This is a genomic window from Rhodococcus sp. ENV425 (assembly GCF_002887785.1).
GTDB lineage: Bacteria > Actinomycetota > Actinomycetes > Mycobacteriales > Mycobacteriaceae > Rhodococcus > Rhodococcus aetherivorans.
The window spans coordinates 6,411-9,096 of sequence record NZ_PCZU01000176.1; the positions used below are offsets into that span (position 1 = coordinate 6,411).

A 2,686-nucleotide genomic window follows, 5' to 3' on the forward strand; every position below is an offset into this window, starting at 1 on the left:
CGACCAGGCCCGTGACCCGCCCGGCGGCGGCGAGCCCCGCCTCGACCAGATAGGCGCTGGTGGTCTTGCCGGAAGTGCCGGTGATGCCGACGACCTGCATGTGCTGCGACGGGTCGCCGTAGATGGCGGCGGAGACGACGCCGAGGACCGACCGCGGATCCGGGTGGACCAGCACCGGCACGGGGCGGGTGACGACGGCGGCGAGGTGCTCGCATCCGGCGGCGTCGGTGAGGACGGCGACAGCACCCCGTTCCAGGGCCTCCGCGGCGTATTCGGCGCCGTGCGCGCGGGCGCCCGGGAGTGCGGCGAACAGGTCGCCGGGCTGCACCCCCTGGGCCCGCAGGTCGACGCCGGTCACGAACACCGGGATGCCCGCGGCGGAGGTCGTGGCGCCCGGTGCGACGGTGCCGACGGTGGCGCCCACGGCGGCAGCGAGGTCGCGGAGCTGCGTCACCGGTGGATGCTCGGGTCTCAGGCCGCCTCCCGGCGGGGACGGGTCCGGACTCGACGGCACAGGCACCAGGCTCCTCTCGCTCCGCGGCAGTGTCTCCTGCCGTTCCTCTACTCCCGCGGCCGCGCTGTTCCCGAGCACCGGGGCTCGACCGCGGTGTCACGGTACCGACGTGTCAGGTTACCGACGGGCGGCGGTGCCGCCGACACGTGCTCGGCGATCGACCGCACCCGCGCGGCTCAGTCCACCTGCAGGATCAGCTTGCTGCCCGGGTCCGCCGACAGCGGCACGCCCTCGCGCTGCAGCAACCACGAGGCGATCGTGTGGAACAGCGGTGCGGCGGACTGCCCGCCGCTGCCGTCGGCGCTGCGGGTGGGCGCGTCGAGCATGATGCCGATCACGTAGCGGGGGCGGTCGGCGGGCGCGATCCCCGCGAAGGTGATCCAGTAGTTCGAGTTCGAGTAGCACTTGCATGCGGGGTCGACCTGCTGGGCGGTGCCGGTCTTGCCGGAGACCTGGTAGCCCTCGATCGCCGCCGGGGTGCCGGTGCCGCGCTGGTTCCCGGTGTCGTCCTGCACCACGGCGCGGAACATGTCGCGCACGGTGGCGGCGGTCTGCGGGCTGACCACCCGCACCGGGTCCGGCCGGGGTGTCTCGGTGCGGGTGCCGTCGGGTGCGACGACCGCCCGGACGACGCGCGGCGGAATCCGCTCGCCGTCGTTGGCGATGGCCTGGTAGATCCCTGCCATCTGGAGCAGCGTCATCGACAGGCCCTGCCCGATCGGCAGGTTGGCGAAGGTGCCGCCGGACCACTGCTCGCGGCTCGGCACGCTGCCGGCGGACTCGCCCGGCAGGCCCACGTCGGTGCGCTGCCCGAGGCCGAACAGGCCGAGCATCTGCGCGAACCGGTCCTCGCCGACCCGTTCCGCGAGCATCAGGGTCCCCACGTTGGAGGACTTCCCGAACACACCGGTGGCGGTGTAGGGCACGACGCCGTGGTCCCACGCGTCCTTGACGGTGACGCCGGCCATGCGGATCGTGCCGGGCACCTGCAGCACCTCGTCGGGGGTGGTGAGGCCGTCCTCGATCGCGGCGGCCGCGGTGACGATCTTGTTCACCGACCCCGGCTCGAAGGGGGTGCTGACGGCGGGATTCCCGAGTTCGGCGTCCTTCGGGTTGTTGCCGACCCCGATCGACGGGTCGAACGTGCCGTCGTTGGCCATGGCGACGACCTCGCCGGTCCGGGCGTCGAGCACGACGGCGGACGCGTTCTTCGCCCCGGACAGGTCCTTGGCGCGCTGCACCTGCTGCTGCACGTAGTACTGGACGTCGGAGTCGATGGTCAGTTCCACCGCGGAACCGTCGACGGCAGGTTGCTGATCGCGCCAGCTGCCGGGGATCACCGCGCCGTCGGAGCCCCGATCGTACGTCGAGGAGCCGTCGGTGCCGGCGAGCACGGAGTCCATGGAATCCTCGAGACCGAGGAGGCCGTGCCCGTCCCAGCCCGTCGCGCCGACGAGGTTGGCGGCGAGCGAGCCGCCGGGATACAGCCGGATGTCCTGACGCTCGAGACCGACCTTGTCGTACTCGTCGACGAGCGAGGTCGCCACGGCGGGATCGACGCCGCGCGCCAGATAGACGAAGGTCTCGTCGCTGCGCAGCTTGTCGAGGATCTCGTCCTCGGGGGCGGCCGCTCCGAGCGCCTCGTGGATCGCCTTCGCGAGACCCTCCAGATACGCGTCGGTCTCCGGCTGCGTCGGGTCCTCGGCGCGCGCCTCGTCCAGCTCTCGCCGGACGCGGACGGGCTGGAAGGTGAGCGCCTTCGCCTCCATCGTGTAGGCCAGCGGACTGCCGTTCCGGTCGGCGATGGTGCCGCGGGTGGCAGGCTCGACGAGCCGCGTCGTGCGCTGGCTGGCCGACTCGGCGGTCAGCTGCGGCGCCTGGACGACCTGAACCCACAGCAGTTGCACGGCCGCGACCCCGAGGGCCAGGAACATGACTGCGCGCCCGTACCGGTAGCGGAACCGGAACCCGGTGGTGTCCGCTCCGCCGGAGGCCTTGCGCGGGCGGGTGCGCCGGGCGGGCGCCGGCCGGCGGGAAGGAGCAGGGCGGCCGCGGACCGGCCGGGAAGACGGTGGGGTCCCTCGCCTCACCGGCGCCCGTCCTCGGCGTGCGTCGCAGGGGTCACGGGCACCAATTGTTCCGGCTGACCGGGCGCGGCCCCGGCATTGCCGG

The 2,686-nt window shown here is 73.2% G+C and carries 2 protein-coding genes; both read right to left on the bottom strand.

Annotation, left to right across the window (positions count from 1 at the left end; all coding sequences use genetic code 11):
* On the bottom strand, window positions 1-514 hold a 514-nt coding region (locus CQZ88_RS31055; RefSeq protein ID WP_374703826.1), incomplete at its 3' end, for a Mur ligase domain-containing protein.
* A 176-nt stretch (window positions 515-690) separates the two neighbouring features.
* Window positions 691-2,604: a penicillin-binding protein 2 gene (locus CQZ88_RS14260; RefSeq protein ID WP_180987017.1), complete on the bottom strand. Its 1,914-nt coding sequence runs from the start codon at window positions 2,602-2,604 to the stop codon at window positions 691-693.
* Window positions 2,605-2,686 lie beyond the last annotated feature (82 nt).